This window comes from Roseibium sp., assembly GCF_965229775.1.
Classification (GTDB): Bacteria; Pseudomonadota; Alphaproteobacteria; order Rhizobiales; family Stappiaceae; genus Roseibium.
Map to the genome: position 1 here is coordinate 3,474,532 of NZ_OZ245929.1, position 13,969 is coordinate 3,488,500.

The following is a 13,969-nucleotide window of genomic DNA, read 5'->3' on the forward strand; positions in this document are numbered from 1 at the left end:
AGTGATGAACGCACTCAATCAGCCATCCTTCGAAGGACCGGATCTCAAGGCGGTCAAGCAACGCCAGCAGACCGTCTGGTCGACCGGCGACTACCCGGCCGTCGGCACAACCCTTCAGATCGTCGGCGAAATGCTTGCCGAAGAACTGGACCTTGCACCGGGTGAACGCGTGCTTGATGTCGCGGCCGGAAACGGCAACGCGACGCTGGCGGCCGCCCGCCGTTTCTGCGACGTCGTGTCGACGGACTATGTCGAAGCCTGGCTTCGCGCCGGCATGGAGCGGGCGAAAGCGGAAGGTCTGGCGGTCGCGTTCCGGGAAGCGGATGCGGAGGCCCTGCCTTTTGATGATGCCACGTTTGACGTCGTGACTTCGACCTTCGGCGTCATGTTCACGGCCGATCAGGACGCGGCTGCGCAATCGATGCTCAGGGTCCTGAGGCCCGGAGGGCGCATCGGCATGGCAAACTGGACACCCGCCGGTTTCATCGGTCAGGTCTTCAAGACGATCGGCCGGCACATGCCGCCGCCGGCAGGCGTGCGCTCTCCCCTGGAATGGGCATCGGAAGACCGCCTGACAGACCTTTTCGGGCACGAGGCGGCATCGATCTCGGTCTCGTCGCGCAAATTCGTCTTCCGCTACCGCTCTGCCCGCGACTGGGTTGAAACCTGGCGCGAAATCTACGGCCCCATGAACAAGGCGTTCCAGGCAGTCGGCGAAGCGGGTGCGGAGGCCCTTGAAGCCGATCTCGTTGCGGTTGCCGAGATGGCCTCTGTCGGCGGCGAACGGGCGATGATCGTCCCGGCCGAATACGCGGAAGTCATCATTCAAAAGCGCTGAATGGCGGCATTCCGCATCACCATAGAAGGCGCGGGCGGCTTCAGGCCCGCGCGTTTCCCCAAACACAGTCCTCTGGAACGGAGCAATCAAATGACTGGCAGCAAGCAGACGCTTTACGAGAAATACGGTGGCTTTCCGGGCGTACGCCAAGTCGTGACGGAGTTTTATGAACGCGCGCTCGACAATGACGTCGTCGGCCACTTCTTCGAAGACGTCAACATGGCCCGGCTCATCGATCACCAGACCAAGATGATTGCCGGCCTGCTCGGCGGCCCGGTCGAGATTTCGGATGCGCGCCTGGCGATGGCCCACGCGCATCTGGAAGTCGAACATCACCATTTTGACGAGATCGCGCTGATCCTGAACGAAACCCTCACGGACGCGGGCTTCGAGAAGCAGGACCGCGTCAAGGCGATCGCGGCGGTCGAAGCGCGGCGCTCGGTTATTGTCAGGAGGAGCAAGGCGGCATGAATATCGATACGATCAGCATGCGCATGCTGTCCAATATCGGGGTCGGCGTTGCGCTGGCGGATCCGGAGGATCTGTCAATCCGTTACCGGAATCCGGCATTTGCAGACTGGTTCGATGTCGGCGAGAACGCGACCCTGGACGGTGCGCTTGCAAACGTGACACGCGCGGAACTTCTGCAGCGCCTTAAGGATCAAGAGGCAGTCAAGATTGATGTCGCGCTGAAACGCCGGCGCCGGCTCCTGACAATCGAAACAGTGATCCGGCACGCGGAAAGCGACGGCAACAGGATACTCGTTGTCGAGTGTCAGAACATCTCGCGGCTGCGCGAAACCGAAGCCATGATCGACAGCTATGCCCGCATAGCCGAGCGCAAGGCGCGTGAACTGGAACTGGAGAAGAACCGCGTCGAGAAGCTGCTTCTCAATGTCATGCCGCGTTCCGTCTACGAGGAATACACCGCCTTTGGAACGGTCACGCCGAAGCTCTACGAACCGGTTTCCGTGCTCATGCTGGATTTCGTCGGCTTCACCCAGATGGCCGCCGCAGCGGACCCGACCGTCACCGTCACGGAGCTGAATGACATCTTCACGGCGTTCGACCGCATTGCCGAAATGCACGGCTGCGAGCGGATCAAGACGATTGGCGACGCCTATCTCGCCGTCGCGGGGCTGCCGACACCTGACCCGGATCATGCCGCCGCCGTTTCCCAGTGCGCGTTCAAGATGATCCGCTATCTGGAAAGACGCAATCAGAGCCATGCGCACAAGTGGCAGGCCCGGATCGGCGTTGCATCAGGTTCGGTCGTCGGATCGGTGGTGGGCGTGCAGAAATACGTCTACGACGTCTTCGGTCCTGCCGTGAACCTGGCGTCCCGGCTGCAGGCCCTGTCCAACCCGATGGAAGTAACAGCCACGGCCGAGTTCTGTGCCGACGGACCGGAAGGGCTTGTGGCAGCCGACCCCAGGACGGTCGATATCAGGGGCTTCGGCGACACTTCTGTTGCAACACTGCGGTCACGCGGCGCGCTCACGCTCGCCGCGTGATGCGCCGCCGGCATCTTCTCCCTATTGGCAGCGGGCGTCATCCAGCGCGTCTTCTTCCGAGACGACCAGTTCGATACACACGCCCAGAAAGCTCTTGATCAGACGCAGGTCGTTCTTGTCCTTCGGTATGACGACGCAATCGCGGTAGGTCTCCGGCATCTCCAGAACCGGTATGGCCACGAGGTTCTGCGACGGATAGAGGCTGTTTTCCAGCAGAAGACCCACGCCCAGATTGTGCAGAAGGGCCTCCTTGACCATCGGAAACGTGGTCGTTTTCAATATGCGCGAAAAAGCCAGGCCGTGCTTGCGGATCTTGGCGTTCACCACCCGCTGCGTCAGCGATCCGTCGCCGGGAAGCACCAGCGTCTCGTTCTGCAATTCCCTGAGTGACACCACCTCCCTGTTCGCCAGCCGATGATCGCACCTCATGTAGGCCATGTACCTGGAGCGGCGCAGCTCATGCGTGACGACACTGGCACTTTCCGCCGGCTCCGTGATGATCGCCATGTCGACCTGCCGTTCGTTCAGGAGCGACATTGCCGATGTCCAGTCATAGAGCGTGAAGTCGATCTGGACCTGCGGGTAGCGTTTGCCGTATTCGGCAATGATCGGCATGGCGGGGCGTGGAGCGTTCGCGATCAGCTTGATATGTCCATCTGTCAGCGAACTGAAATCGCTGATTTTTTCGTTGACCAGCTGCTCCAGTGTCGTGAGCCGGTCGGAAATGGCGAAGAGCTCCCTGCCGGCCCGGGTCAGCTCCAGCGCACCCCGGCGGCGAATGAACAGCTGGGTCCCCATCACTGTCTCGAGTTTGCCGACATGCTGCGTGACCGAGGACTGGGTGACGCCGAGAACCTTCGCTGCCAGCGAAAAGCTGCCTTCGCGGGCGACATGTGTGAAGGCCTTGATCTGATAGGGGCTTGGCGGGGTGTTCATGACAGTTCCGTGTTACCAGCGCTGCCAAACCTTAGGAGCCATTAGCAACACTAATATTACGTCACACCCGGTTCAATCAGACTGACTAGGGTCCCCGCGTAACCGGGAGCGATACATGACCGCCATATCCTTGTCGTCGATTGCAAAGAGCTTTGGAACCACGTCGGTTCTGAACGGAATCGATCTCGATATCGCCGACGGAGAATTCCTGACGCTGGTCGGGCCGTCGGGCTGCGGAAAATCGACCCTTCTGCGCATTCTTGCCGGACTGGAAGCTCCGTCTTCCGGAGAGGTCGTGATCGGCGGCCAGACCGTGAACGGCGTCCGCCCGGCCAGGCGCAACCTGGCCATGGTGTTCCAGTCCTACGCGCTTTATCCGCATCTGACCGTCCTGCAGAATATGATGACGCCGCTGAAGCTGCGCGATCTGTCGCTTGCCGGCCGTTTGCCCTTTTTGGGGCCGGTGCTCGCGCGCGGTCAATACCGGTCAATCGTTGAACAGGTTCGCGAGACAGCGCAGATCCTGAAGATCGATCACCTGCTGGACCGCAAGCCCGGCCAGCTATCAGGCGGACAGAGGCAGAGGGCCGCGCTTGGCCGCGCCATGGTGCGCAAACCGGTCGCGTTCCTGATGGACGAACCGCTTTCGAACCTGGATGCCGCGCTGCGTATTCACATGCGCTCGGAACTTGCCGAATTGCACCGCTCGCTGAAGACGACATTTGTCTACGTGACCCACGACCAGGCGGAAGCCCTGACCATGTCGGACCGGATGGCGGTCATGATGGATGGCGATATCCTCCAGCTCGGCGCACCGCACGACGTCTACAACGATCCGCAGGACATACGCGTTGCCGAGTTTGTCGGCGCACCCAAGATCAATCTCCTGCCGGGGTCCCTCGACAACAACGGACACGCCCGCTGTGGCGAGATCGTTCTGTCGCGCACCGCAGCAAGGGGTGTGGTCGGATCGGTCAGTATTGGGCTGCGCCCGGAACACCTGTCCCTGTGCGAAAAGGGAACGCCGGAGGCCCTTTCGGGCCAGGTCGTGCACAAGGAAAACCTCGGCGCCGACATCTACCTGCATGTGTCGGTTCTGAACGGGTCTCAAAGGCTTGTCGTGCGGGTGTCGCCGCATGAGGGGCAGGGGGCGTCCTTCGGCCAAACCGTTCATGTCATTCGCGAACACGGCCAGGCGCTCGTCTTCGGCAAGGACGGCAAGAGACTGGACCTGAAGAGCGCCGCAAGCGGCAACGTTGCCGAGGTGGCGTGATGGAGACCTCCAAGGCGCACTGGTGGTTTGTCGGCCCCGCATTTTTTCTGATGGTCGTCATCCTGTTGATGCCGATTGCCATTGCCGGTGCTCTCAGCTTTACCAATTACAGCCTTGGCAATCCGGGGGCAGAATTCGTCGGCCTGGAGAATTACGAGAAGATCTTCACACGCTCGACCTACGAGAAGATGTTCGGCGCGACCTTCCGCTATGTCTTCGTCGTCGTGCCGCTGTCCGTCGGTCTCGGCCTCGGTGCGGCGCTGCTGATAAATTCCACCAGGCGCTTCGGCGATCTCTACAAGACGATCTATTTTCTGCCTGTCATGGCGGCCCTGATCGCAATGGCGATCGTCTGGGAGTTCGCCTTTCACCCGACCATCGGCATCGTCAACTCCACGCTTGAGCGCGGTTGCGGTTCGTTTCTGGAAAGCTGGTCCTGGTTCGCGAATGGTTGCGAGCGCGGCTTCCCGCTCTGGCTGACCGACCGCGACTACGCGATCTGGACCGTGGCCTTCATCGGTGTGTGGCAGGGTTTTGGCTTCAACATGGTGCTCTACCTTGCCGGGCTGACAAGCGTGCCGCGCGAGCTCTATCACGCGGCCGAGATGGATGGGGCCGAGACCGCCTGGGACCGGTTCCGGCTGGTCACATGGCCGATGCTGGGCCCGACAACCGTCTTCGTCGTCACGATTTCCTTCATCCGCTCCTTCCAGGTCTTCGACACGGTGGAAGCCTTCTACCCGCAGGGAGGAGGCCCGTCGAAATCGGTCTACGTGATGATGTTTGCCATCTACGAAAAGGCGATCCAGCAGAACCTGATGGGCATTGGTGCCGCAATCACCGTGGTGTTCCTGGCCTTCGTCATGTTCCTCACGATTGTCCAGCGCTGGCTCGTTGAAAGAAGGGTGCATTACACATGAGCGAGGCGAGCCTTCCGGCCACAGGCCCGGTTTCCCTTCCGGCCTTCCGGTTCTCGGCGGCCGAGACGATCAGGCACGTCGTCCTGATCCTCGGCAGCCTGATCGTGCTGCTGCCGTTTTACGTAATGCTGAGCTACAGCTTCAAGAGCCCGGCGGAGATCATGCAGAACACCGGCGGCTTCTTCGGAACGCAGGAGCTGTTCCGGGACGACTACTGCATCAAGCTCGGCAGGGACGTTGCCGACTGCATGGTGACCCCGGTCATCTACAACTACTCTACTGCCTTCGAAAAAGCCCCGCTCGTCCGATACCTCTTCAACGGTGTCGTGGTAACCGCGTCTATCTTCTTCATTCAGGTGCTGGTCGCGTTACCCTGTGCCTACGCTCTTGCGAAGCTGCGTTTCTGGGGCCGGGAAGCCGTCTTCGGTCTGGTGCTCTTCTGCCTGCTCATTCCCGTGCATGCCATCGCGCTGCCGCTCTACATCATGCTGGCCAAGCTGGGCCTGACCAACACCTATGCCGCGCTTGTCATTCCCTGGACGATCTCGGTCTTCGGCATCTTTCTCATGCGGCAGTTCTTCATGACGGTTCCGGACGATCTGATCGACGCGGCACGCATGGACGGCATGGGCGAGTTTTCCATCATCTGGAACGTGATGCTGCCGACGGCGATCCCCGCGCTGCTGGCCTTCGCGATCTTCTCGGTGGTGGCGCACTGGAACGACTATTTCTGGCCGCGCATCGTGGTCACCGGCGACCGGTCCCTGTTCACGCCGCCGCTCGGACTTCGCGAGTTCAAGGGGGATGCGGACGGGGACAATTTCGGGCCGATGATGGCCACCGCGACCATCATCGTCGCGCCCCTGATCGTGGCTTTCATGATCGCGCAGCGGCGCTTCATCGAAGGCATCACCCTGTCGGGGATGAAATGACCCGGCCGATATGCGGGACCGCCGTCAGGCGGTCCCATCACCGAAATCCCGCTCAAGGGATCACCAGGGAACGGGCGAGTTTGGCGACCTGCCGTTCCCCCGGCAACAGACGGAGAGTTCCATGAAAAAGACCCTCACCGCAATAGCAATGCTGTTCGCGGCATCCGCCGCACAGGCGGAAGACACGATTACCATCGAGTTCGCTTATCCTTACAGCCACTTGTTCGATGTGACCTATGAAAAGATCCTGCCCAAGTTCAAGGAGCAGCATCCGAACATCGACGTGAAGATCCGGGCGACTTACGAATCCTACGAAGACGGCACCAACACGATCCTGCGCGAGGCTGTCGCCGGCACGCTGCCCGACGTGACCATGCAGGGCCTCAACCGTCAGGCGATCCTGGTCGAAAAGGGCATCGCCAAGTCGCTTGAGCCGTTCATCCTGAAAGAGGAAGACTTTGCCAAGGACGGCTATCACGATGCCATGCTGGCGCTCGGCACGTTCAACGACGACATCTACGGACTGCCGTTCTCCGTCTCGCTCCCGGTCGGCTACTACAACATGGACGTCATGGCCAAAGCCGGCATCACCTCCGCCGACCAGCTTCCGAAGACCTGGGACGAAGTCATCGAGGTGTGCGGCACGCTGCGCGAGGCAGGCGTGAAGAACCCGATGTTCTGGGGCTGGAACATCACCGGCAACTGGTTCCTGCAGGCGCTGATGTGGTCGCAGGACAAGGCGACCATGGAAGGCAACGAAATCCAGATTGCGTCGCCGGAAGGCCTGAAGGCGCTTGAGACCATGAAGGGCCTTTTCCGCGGCTGCGACATGCAGAACATCGAATGGAAGGCGGCGCTTGCCTCCTTCTCCGCCGGCGAAATCGGCATGATGTTCTGGTCGACTTCCGCGCTGGGTGCCGTTGAGCGCGCCAAGGGCGACTTTGAATTGAAGACCAACGAGTACCCGGGTCTGGCCGCGAGCGGCCCGCTCGGTCTGCCGGCCGGTGGCAACGCGGCCATGCTGGTGTCCACCAGCGATGATCCGAAGGTTCTGGACGCCTCCTGGAAATGGCTGAAGTTCATCACCTCCGGCGAAGGCGCTGCTGACGTGGCCCGCACGACCGGCTACATGCCGCCGAACAAGGCCGCGAACGAAGTGATCCTTGCCGATTTTTACAAGCAGAACCCGAACAAGGAAACCGCCGTCCGTCAGCTGCCGCTGCTGCGCGACTGGCAGGCCTACCCGGGCGACAACGGCTTGGCGATCACCCAGGTGATCTATGACGGCATCGAGGGCATCGTCACCGGTGAATTCGAGGACATGGGCGAACTGCAGGAAGAACTGACCGAGGAAGTTCAGGACCTGCTGCCGTCCAACTGATCCCGCTTCTTTCCAAGAACGGCTGCTGCCCGCGTTTGCGGGCAGCAGGTCAATCAGAACAAGAACCGGAGGAAGACGTGAAACTTCTTCAGCTGACCGACATTCACCTGACCACGCCCGGTGAAACCATCGGCGGACGCGAACCGAACGACAATTTCAAGAAAGCGCTCGATCATGCAGTCACCCATCATCCGGATGCGGATGCGCTTGTCATAACGGGTGACCTGTCCGACTGGGGCGACCGTGCCGACTACCTGCGCCTCAAGGACCTGATCGCCGCTTCGCCGGTTCCGGTCTCCCTATGCATCGGCAATCATGACGAGCGTGACGTGTTCGTTTCCGTCTTTCCCGAACGTGTCGACGAAAACGGCTTTGTTCAGTCGGTGTTGGATCTTCCCGGCGGCCGAGCGCTCCTTCTCGACACGTGGGGCCCGAATTCGCACGCCGGGTACTATTGCGACGTGCGTTTGCGCTGGCTTGACGCCGAATTGGCCGCTGCGCCGGGGCCTGTGTTTCTGTTCATGCATCACAATCCCGTTCCGACGGGGATCGCGCCGATGGACAAGATCATGCTGCAGGATGCCGGGGCATTCGGAGACGTGGTCGGGAAACACAAAGCCAGGATCCGGCATATCTTCCACGGGCATTGCCATCTGCCGCTTTGCGGGTCCTTCCACGGGGTGCCCTTCAGTGCACCACGCGGAACCAACCACGCCGGCTGGCCCGACTTCGGCAATGGCGGCAACCTCAGCGCATCCGATCTGCACGAGAGCTATGCCGTCATTCTGGCTGACGACACCTCCGTGATGGTGCATATGGTGGAATACGGCTATCGGGGTGAAATCCGCCGTGAGGGCTCGCCCGACTATGCCGACTGGAACCGGCTGACGATGGTGCGCTAAAAGGGTGTGTTCCGGATGCAGCGCCAGCCGGGACTGAAACCCTCGGGATGTCACAGTCTCTTGCCCAAACTGTCACAATAAGTGGCGCATTTGGGAGTAGAAGGCCTCTTTCCTGAACCAGAACGGCACGATCCCGCATGCCTCGGGATCGCCTGCCATGCCGGAGTGAGCCATGACCTTTGCCGACAAGACCCTGCCGACCGGAAGTGAGCTGACGGTTCTCAAGAACGCCAGGATCGTTCTCGCCGAGGAAGTTGTGCAGGGGCACGTGGCGATCTCTGACGGGCAGATCGTTGCCATCGACACCGGTGTGACCCCGCAGGCCGGTCACGACATGGAGGGCGATTACCTGATCCCCGGTTTGGTCGACATCCACACAGACCATTTCGAAAAACATGTCTATCCGCGCGCGCATGTGAAATGGGACCCGCTGCGCGCGGCTCTTGCCCATGATGCTCAGATCATCGGCAGCGGCATCACCACGGTGTTCGACAGCCTGTGTGTCGGTGCGACAGTCACGAAGCCGGAACGGCGCGAAGTGCTTGGACCCATGGTGGATGCCATCGAGGCGGCCCAGTCGGCCGGGATCTTCCGTGCCGAGCATCTCGTGCATCTTCGCTGCGAGATCACGGATGCGGAGACGGCGCGCCTGACGGAGGAAAACATCGCCAAGCCGATCGTGCGCATGGTGTCCGTCATGGAGCATTTGCCGGGGCGCCGCCAGAGCAAGGACATCGAGGCCTATATGCAGCGGCGCATGGCCGACACGGGTGAAACGCGCGCCGAAGCGGAAAAGTCGGTGAGGGGCCTTTTGGATTTCTCTGACGACATCAGCGCGAAGGTGCGTCCGGCAGTTGTTGCCCTCGCCCGCGGACGCGGCCTGCCCCTCCTGAGTCACGACGATACCGAACTGCATCACGTCGACGAAGCGCTTGCCGAAGGCGTCACGGTTTCGGAGTTCCCGTGCACGCTCGCAGCAGCGCGCAAGGCAAAAAGCCACGGCATGTCGGTTGTCGGCGGCGCGCCCAATGTGCTGCGCGGCGGTTCGCAATCCGGCAACGTCGCCGTCAAGGACCTGATGGCGGAAGGGCTGGTCGATATTCTGGCGTCCGACTATGTGCCCCGCTCCATGCTGGATGCCGCCTTCATGGTCGCCTCCGATGAGGACTTCAACGAGGACCTGCCGGCGGCGATCCGCACGGTAACCAAGACACCGGCCGAGGTGTCCGGACTGACGGACAGGGGAGAGATCGCTGTCGGGCGGCGCGCGGACCTTCTACATGTCGGCGTTCATGCCGGTCATCCTGTTGTCAGGCAGGCCTGGCTGAAGGCACGGCGCGTTCTGTAACTGACGCGCGGTTTGCCGGTCTGGCCCTTGTCTCCCGGCGTCAGGTCCGGCCTTTTTCATCACTGCCGATCAGGCGCTGCCGCAGGTATCCCGACAAGGCGTCGATCAGGTACACGGTGAAGATGATCAGGAAGATGATCGACCAGGCTTCCGGCCACCGGTAGGCGCTGATCCGGTCAGCCAGCAGAAAGCCGATGCCACCGGCTCCGACGATGCCGAGGATCGTGCCTGAACGTGTATTGGATTCAAAGTTGTAGAGAATGACAGAGAGGATCACGGGAAGCGCCTGCGGCAGGACGGCGAAGCGGATTGTCTGCGCGGTGCCGCCGCCGGAGGCCTTGACCCCGTCGACCGGCTTCTTCGAGGTGTTTTCGAGCGCTTCGGAAAACAGTTTTGAGAAGGTGCCGATTTCCGAAACGGCAATGGCCAGGATCCCGGCCAGTGGCCCGAGGCCGAAGGCGCGGATGAAGATCAGCGCGAGAATGATCTGCTCGACGGCCCGCAGGGCGTCAAAACCGCGGCGGGCACCCAGCCGCAGCCAGGAGATCGGCATGATGTTTTTCGCGCCAAGGAATGAAAGCGGAAAGGCGACAACGGCCCCGAGAAGGGTTCCCATGAACGCCATCGCGACCGTTTCGCCGAGTCCCTTGAAGACCTCACGCCATTCCTCCCAGGTCTCCCAGACATGAGGGGGAAACATGAAGGAAAGCACGGTTCCGAAACGCGTGATGCCGTCCAGGATGCGGCCTGGCGCAAACCCGAAGTCCCACAGGCACCAGGCCGTCAGCAGCACAAAGGCCGCCCATCCTGCCAGACGGACCACTTTCGATTTCAAGGGAGTGTGGAAAGCTCCTGGGACCAGGTCCCGGGCCTCGGCGAGCTTCCTGGATGCTTTGTCCATCTTCAAACTCCTTTGCCCGTCAGCCCGATGATCCGGTGCCGGACCTTTTCGCTGATCATGTCGATCAGGATCACCGTCACGAAGATGATGATGAAGAGCGCGGACAGGTCCGTGTATTCCTGAAGCGACATGGCGACCCGGATCTCCTGGCCGAGCCCGCCCGCACCGACGAACCCGATGATCGATGACGAGCGAACGTTGATCTCGAACCGGAGCAGCGTGTAGCTGATGATATTTGGAACAACCTGCGGGACGATCCCGTAGCGGACCTGATCGAACCAGGAGCCGCCCGACGCCCTGATACCTTCAGCCGCGCGCATATCGGCATTCTCGTTGGCCTCGGAGTAGAGTTTCCCGAGAGCCCCGGTGGAGTGAAGTCCGATGGCGAGAACACCGGCGAGGGGACCGACGCCAAAGCAGAAAACGAAGATCAGGGCCCAGACGAGTTCCGGCACCGTGCGCACGATCTCCAGGTAGCGGCGTGTCAGATTGAGAACGAAAGCATTGGGCGCCAGGTTCCTGGAGGCCGGAAAGCTGAGCAGGAATGCCCCGACAACGCCCATGAGCGTTGCCAGATAGGCAATCAGGATTGTTTCGATCAGGAGTTCGAGCCAGACCTTCCAGCGCCAGAACCAGTTGGCGATATCCGCTCCGAGCGTCTCCCAGCGCAGAACCGGAAGGGTCTTGTAGAGATATTCCCCGAGCCGGGGCAGGCCCGCCCAGATCTTCCACATCGACACCCTGTCGCCGTTCGCAAGAGTGACGTCAGTCATGTCGAAAAAGCCGCCAATCCACGCGGCAACAAAAAAGCAGATGCCGAACAGCGTGGTCGAAATCAGGTTGATGCGACGAGCGGCCTTGCGCGCTGCGGTGTAGTCGATTTCGAACTGATCGATCGCCGGGGAATGGACTGTCATGGACGGGCCTGTTGGACTGGAAGAAAAGAGAGGTGCAATGGCACCTCTCCGGGTTTTAGCGGTTAGCCGCGGCGCTGTTTCTTCAGCCAGTCACGCATGTCGACAATCCACTGGTACCGGTCGTGGTCGACCTCGATCCAGCCTTGTTGCGTGGAGTCTTCGCCGCCTGTCATTTCGATGAAGGCAAGCGTGTCGTTTTCCGGAATGTCCATGACCGCCTTGCGCATGTCCTGGATCAGGCCTTCGGGAAGGTTGGCGCGGGCCGCAAGCGGGCCGGAGGTAATCTCGGGCGACTTCCAGATCATGCAGATCTCGCCTTCCTTGATCATGCCCTTCGTGACCATGCGCTGCGGAATGCCGTTGGTCTCGTTGGTGATGTAGGTTGCTGCCGCGTCGTATTGCTTGTTTGCAACACCCAGAACACCGGTCTCGTGCGCACCGGAAAACGGGGTTGCGCCGAAATAGGTTTTCGGATCGTAGCCCTGTTTGTTCAGGTTAAAATAGGGGACCGCATAGCCGGACGTGGAATCGGGATCTGCGAACGCAAGCGTCTTGCCCTTCAGGTCGTCAAGCGATGTCAGGCCGCTGTCACAACGGACCGCGATGACGGAGAAGTAGCCGGTGGAACCGTCCTTCTGCAGACGCGAGACGAGCGGCACGACGCCGCCATTCGTTTCCGTGTAGGCCGCCGCATAGGAAGAAGATCCGAAAAAGGCGAACTCGATCTGGTCGGCGGCGATCGCCTGGATGACGCCGTCATATGAACCGGCCGTGAAGATCTCGACCTCAACGCCGAGCTGGTTCTCCAGGTATTTCTCGAACGGGGTATAGCGCGCGATCCGGTCTTTCTCGTTTTCACCGGAAAGAATGCCGAATTTGATGGTCTTGTATTGATCTTTCCAGCTCTCTGCCAGGGCCGGCGAGGTGGCAAGAACGACAGCTGAAACCGCTGCTGCGAAAATAGCCTTCATCGTAGTCTCCATGTTCGCCGCAAGGGACGGCGGTTAGTGCGCGGACGCAGCCGCATGAGAGCCTCATGCCTGGAAGCTGCACGCGCGGTTCACGCCCCGACAGCCTGTTTCGGCTGTTGCGGCGAAGTCGGGTGAAGAGAAGTGGAGGTGACGGCTTCATTGATGTCGTCCCCGAGACTGTCCGTGCCGTAGATGGCGCGCACCTTGTCGGTGGTCAGGTCGGCGGGCGCACCGTCGAAATGAACCTGTCCGGCCTTCATCGCGACGATGCGGTCGCAATAGGTGCGGGCCGTATCCAGCGTGTGGAGATTGACAAGAACCGTCAGGCCGTCGTCCCTGTTGATCTGCCTGAGAGCCTCCATGACGCGGCTTGCGTTGGCCGGGTCAAGCGAGGCGATCGGTTCGTCTGCAAGCATGATGCGCGGGTTCTGAACCAGGGCCTTGGCGATTGCGACCCGTTGCTGCTGACCGCCTGACAGCGTGCCTGCGCGCTGAAGCGCCTGCGGAACGAGGTCGAGCCGGTCGAGTGCGTGGATGGCAAGGGCCCTGTCTTCGTCGGTGAAGGACTTGAGCATCGAACGCGTAAACCCGGTATGGGCGATGCGCCCGACCATGACGTTGGTCAGAACATCCATGCGTTCGACAAGATTGAACTGCTGGAAGATCATGGCGCAGGACGCGCGCCAGAGCCGCAGGTCCCGGCCTTTCAGGGCGGTGATGTTCCGACCATCGTTGACGATTGTGCCGTGACTGGGGTCCGTGAGGCGGTTGACCATGCGAAGCAGCGTCGACTTGCCGGCTCCGGACCGGCCGATCACGCCGACCATCTGCCCCCTTGGGATCGCCAGCGAAACGCTGTCGACCGCAACCAAGTCTCCGAATACTTTGGATAATTGTTCAATGACCAGCATGGCGCCCTCCGCGAAACGTCGAGGCACCTAGCAGAAATCTGCGGTTTGCAGATGTCTATACGATTATACTTTTATGATTTTTTGTGACGGAGTTGCAGAATTTATTTGCCGGAAAATAAATAAGCATAAGATTCCAAAAATGAAATTGAAAGAAATACCAGACTCCGTATGCTGATAATAAGTGATGAAGAAGTAAATTTCGTAATTCTTACATATTTATTTCAT

14 protein-coding genes are annotated in these 13,969 nt (G+C 60.6%); 9 read left to right on the top strand and 5 right to left on the bottom strand.

Annotated elements, in window-relative coordinates; translation table 11 throughout:
* Positions 1 to 4 precede the first annotated feature (4 nt).
* From ACO07N_RS15680 to ACO07N_RS15690, 3 genes are all read left to right on the top strand, one after another.
* Positions 5 to 838, top strand: a complete 834-nt coding sequence (locus tag ACO07N_RS15680) for a class I SAM-dependent methyltransferase (protein ID WP_421981915.1) — start codon at positions 5 to 7, stop codon at positions 836 to 838.
* 90 nt (positions 839 to 928) lie between these two features.
* On the top strand, positions 929 to 1,309 hold the full coding sequence (locus ACO07N_RS15685; RefSeq protein ID WP_421981916.1) for a group I truncated hemoglobin: 381 nt from the start codon (positions 929 to 931) through the stop codon (positions 1,307 to 1,309).
* Positions 1,306 to 2,352, top strand: coding sequence for an adenylate/guanylate cyclase domain-containing protein (locus tag ACO07N_RS15690; RefSeq protein ID WP_421981917.1), 1,047 nt, complete (start codon positions 1,306 to 1,308; stop codon positions 2,350 to 2,352). Before ACO07N_RS15685 ends, ACO07N_RS15690 begins: the two co-directional genes overlap by 4 nt.
* A gap of 21 nt (positions 2,353 to 2,373) precedes the next feature.
* Here the strand turns inward: ACO07N_RS15690 and ACO07N_RS15695 are convergent, their stop codons facing one another.
* Complete coding sequence (locus ACO07N_RS15695) at positions 2,374 to 3,288, bottom strand: LysR family transcriptional regulator (RefSeq protein ID WP_421981918.1); 915 nt, start codon at positions 3,286 to 3,288, stop codon at positions 2,374 to 2,376.
* A 115-nt stretch (positions 3,289 to 3,403) separates the two neighbouring features.
* Here ACO07N_RS15695 and ACO07N_RS15700 point away from each other — a divergent pair, with 115 nt between their 5' ends.
* The 6 genes from ACO07N_RS15700 to ACO07N_RS15725 all read left to right on the top strand — a co-directional run bounded on the left by ACO07N_RS15700 (position 3,404) and on the right by ACO07N_RS15725 (position 10,044).
* Positions 3,404 to 4,561 carry an ABC transporter ATP-binding protein gene (locus ACO07N_RS15700; RefSeq protein WP_421981919.1) on the top strand — a complete coding sequence of 386 codons (1,158 nt, stop codon included), beginning with the start codon at positions 3,404 to 3,406 and terminating at the stop codon, positions 4,559 to 4,561.
* A complete protein-coding gene (locus ACO07N_RS15705; RefSeq protein ID WP_421981920.1) occupies positions 4,561 to 5,481 on the top strand; it encodes a carbohydrate ABC transporter permease in 921 nt (306 codons plus the stop codon). The genes ACO07N_RS15700 and ACO07N_RS15705 overlap by 1 nt, the downstream gene beginning before the upstream one ends.
* Positions 5,478 to 6,413, top strand: a complete 936-nt coding sequence (locus ACO07N_RS15710; protein ID WP_421981921.1) for a carbohydrate ABC transporter permease — start codon at positions 5,478 to 5,480, stop codon at positions 6,411 to 6,413. Before ACO07N_RS15705 ends, ACO07N_RS15710 begins: the two co-directional genes overlap by 4 nt.
* Positions 6,414 to 6,534: 121 nt before the next feature.
* Positions 6,535 to 7,794 carry an extracellular solute-binding protein gene (locus ACO07N_RS15715; protein ID WP_421981922.1) on the top strand — a complete coding sequence of 420 codons (1,260 nt, stop codon included), beginning with the start codon at positions 6,535 to 6,537 and terminating at the stop codon, positions 7,792 to 7,794.
* 77 nt (positions 7,795 to 7,871) lie between these two features.
* Positions 7,872 to 8,696, top strand: coding sequence for a phosphodiesterase (locus ACO07N_RS15720; protein WP_421981923.1), 825 nt, complete (start codon positions 7,872 to 7,874; stop codon positions 8,694 to 8,696).
* A 172-nt stretch (positions 8,697 to 8,868) separates the two neighbouring features.
* The gene (locus ACO07N_RS15725; RefSeq protein ID WP_421981924.1) at positions 8,869 to 10,044 is read left to right on the top strand and encodes an alpha-D-ribose 1-methylphosphonate 5-triphosphate diphosphatase; all 1,176 of its coding nucleotides are present in this window, start codon (positions 8,869 to 8,871) and stop codon (positions 10,042 to 10,044) included.
* 40 nt (positions 10,045 to 10,084) lie between these two features.
* On the opposite strand, the gene phnE (ACO07N_RS15730) is transcribed toward ACO07N_RS15725, so the two are convergent.
* The 4 genes from phnE (ACO07N_RS15730) to phnC form a co-directional block, all read right to left on the bottom strand.
* Positions 10,085 to 10,945 (bottom strand): phosphonate ABC transporter, permease protein PhnE, encoded by an 861-nt coding sequence (gene phnE, locus ACO07N_RS15730; RefSeq protein WP_421981925.1) that lies wholly within the window; start codon positions 10,943 to 10,945, stop codon positions 10,085 to 10,087.
* 2 nt (positions 10,946 to 10,947) lie between these two features.
* The gene (gene phnE, locus ACO07N_RS15735; RefSeq protein WP_421981926.1) at positions 10,948 to 11,862 is read right to left on the bottom strand and encodes a phosphonate ABC transporter, permease protein PhnE; all 915 of its coding nucleotides are present in this window, start codon (positions 11,860 to 11,862) and stop codon (positions 10,948 to 10,950) included.
* Positions 11,863 to 11,924: 62 nt separating this feature from the next.
* Positions 11,925 to 12,833 carry a phosphonate ABC transporter substrate-binding protein gene (gene phnD / locus ACO07N_RS15740; RefSeq protein WP_421981927.1) on the bottom strand — a complete coding sequence of 303 codons (909 nt, stop codon included), beginning with the start codon at positions 12,831 to 12,833 and terminating at the stop codon, positions 11,925 to 11,927.
* Between the two features lie 89 nt (positions 12,834 to 12,922).
* Positions 12,923 to 13,744, bottom strand: a complete 822-nt coding sequence (phnC, locus tag ACO07N_RS15745; RefSeq protein ID WP_421981928.1) for a phosphonate ABC transporter ATP-binding protein — start codon at positions 13,742 to 13,744, stop codon at positions 12,923 to 12,925.
* Positions 13,745 to 13,969: the final 225 nt, after the last annotated feature.

Bases quoted from the DNA above. Each gene is read 5' to 3' on its own strand.
- ACO07N_RS15680 (WP_421981915.1), top strand. From the start codon at position 5: ATGAACGCACTCAATCAGCCATCCTTCGAAGGACCGGATCTCAAGGCG.
- ACO07N_RS15685 (WP_421981916.1), top strand. From the start codon at position 929: ATGACTGGCAGCAAGCAGACGCTTTACGAGAAATACGGTGGCTTTCCG.
- ACO07N_RS15690 (WP_421981917.1), top strand. From the start codon at position 1,306: ATGAATATCGATACGATCAGCATGCGCATGCTGTCCAATATCGGGGTC.
- ACO07N_RS15695 (WP_421981918.1), bottom strand. From the start codon at position 3,288: ATGAACACCCCGCCAAGCCCCTATCAGATCAAGGCCTTCACACATGTC.
- ACO07N_RS15700 (WP_421981919.1), top strand. From the start codon at position 3,404: ATGACCGCCATATCCTTGTCGTCGATTGCAAAGAGCTTTGGAACCACG.
- ACO07N_RS15705 (WP_421981920.1), top strand. From the start codon at position 4,561: ATGGAGACCTCCAAGGCGCACTGGTGGTTTGTCGGCCCCGCATTTTTT.
- ACO07N_RS15710 (WP_421981921.1), top strand. From the start codon at position 5,478: ATGAGCGAGGCGAGCCTTCCGGCCACAGGCCCGGTTTCCCTTCCGGCC.
- ACO07N_RS15715 (WP_421981922.1), top strand. From the start codon at position 6,535: ATGAAAAAGACCCTCACCGCAATAGCAATGCTGTTCGCGGCATCCGCC.
- ACO07N_RS15725 (WP_421981924.1), top strand. From the start codon at position 8,869: ATGACCTTTGCCGACAAGACCCTGCCGACCGGAAGTGAGCTGACGGTT.
- phnE (WP_421981925.1), bottom strand. From the start codon at position 10,945: ATGGACAAAGCATCCAGGAAGCTCGCCGAGGCCCGGGACCTGGTCCCA.
- phnE (WP_421981926.1), bottom strand. From the start codon at position 11,862: ATGACAGTCCATTCCCCGGCGATCGATCAGTTCGAAATCGACTACACC.
- phnD (WP_421981927.1), bottom strand. From the start codon at position 12,833: ATGAAGGCTATTTTCGCAGCAGCGGTTTCAGCTGTCGTTCTTGCCACC.
- phnC (WP_421981928.1), bottom strand. From the start codon at position 13,744: ATGCTGGTCATTGAACAATTATCCAAAGTATTCGGAGACTTGGTTGCG.